The organism is Hydrogenophaga palleronii NBRC 102513 (assembly GCF_001571225.1).
GTDB classification, from domain to species: domain Bacteria; phylum Pseudomonadota; class Gammaproteobacteria; order Burkholderiales; family Burkholderiaceae_C; genus Hydrogenophaga; species Hydrogenophaga palleronii.
Window position 1 is genome coordinate 1 of the sequence record NZ_BCTJ01000103.1, and the last position, 882, is coordinate 882.

Genomic DNA, 882 nt, shown 5'->3' on the forward strand with positions numbered 1-882 from the left:
GCCCAGTGGCAGGCTTTGCTCTTCCGAATAGCGGTTGTTCGTCTGCGGTGCTGACCGGCCTGAAGCGGGTTTGCGGAGGAGCGGTCGTTGATACCAGCATCCGCAAATCTCACTCCGGGCTCATTCCGCGATGCGGGTGTGTCGAACGGACATCAGGACGCACAGGCGTTCTCTGCCGTGTCCTGCGCCTCGCGCAGCATCCGCCGTCCTTGCGGGCGCAACTTGATGAGGCGCGTGCCGTCACTATCGGCCGCGCGCTCCACCAGCCCGATTTTTTCCAATGGCAGCACCTGCTGGAGCAAACGCGAGGCCGGCGTGCATAGAGTGCGCGCGAGCTCCGTCGCGGGCGCTGCGCCGCCGGCAGCATCCAGCACCGTGAGAAGCACAAAGTCGGTCCATGAGAGGCCGTGCCGCATGCCGAGCTCGTCGTCGAGCACAAACATCATCGCCGCGTGCTCGAGATGCCGATCGACGCAGGCTTGCAAAGGTTTTTTGCTCATGACGGCAGCCCTTGCAATTCACGATGAATCTGCTCGAGAGCTTTCAGTTCACCGGAGTAGTCGAAATCCGGATTCTCTCGTTCCTTCACGAGTTCCAGCACTTCGAACGTGAGTCCGTCCGCGCCGCTGCGATTCCACTCGGCCTGGATCACCCGGTCAGCGTGCTTGCCCATGCGCAGTTCGAAGTGCGCGCGATTCAGCGCGGCGTGCACATTTCGGCTTGCACCGAGCATCAGGTGGCCGCTCGATTGGTCGCGGATCGCGTAGATGCCCATCGGCGGGAAGGCGTCACGCGCCTGGCGTGCGGCCTCTCGCCGCGCCAAGCGCGACGCTTGCTTCGTGGAAGAGTCCATCTTTTTTCTCCTTGTGACGGCAATGAAGG

Annotated in this window: 2 protein-coding genes; both read right to left on the minus strand. The window is 62.7% G+C overall.

Going from position 1 to position 882, the window contains the following annotated elements; translation table 11 throughout:
* Positions 1-152: 152 nt before the first annotated feature.
* Entirely contained in the window at positions 153-500 is a 348-nt protein-coding gene (locus HPA01S_RS22450) for a winged helix DNA-binding protein (RefSeq protein WP_066273738.1), read from the minus strand.
* A partial coding sequence (locus HPA01S_RS22455; RefSeq protein ID WP_245638732.1) for a GIY-YIG nuclease family protein occupies positions 497-882 on the minus strand: 386 nt, incomplete at its 5' end. The genes HPA01S_RS22455 and HPA01S_RS22450, both read right to left, overlap by 4 nt.

Excerpts from the sequence above, each read along its gene's own strand:
- HPA01S_RS22450 (WP_066273738.1), bottom strand. The coding sequence starts at position 500 with ATGAGCAAAAAACCTTTGCAAGCCTGCGTCGATCGGCATCTCGAGCAC.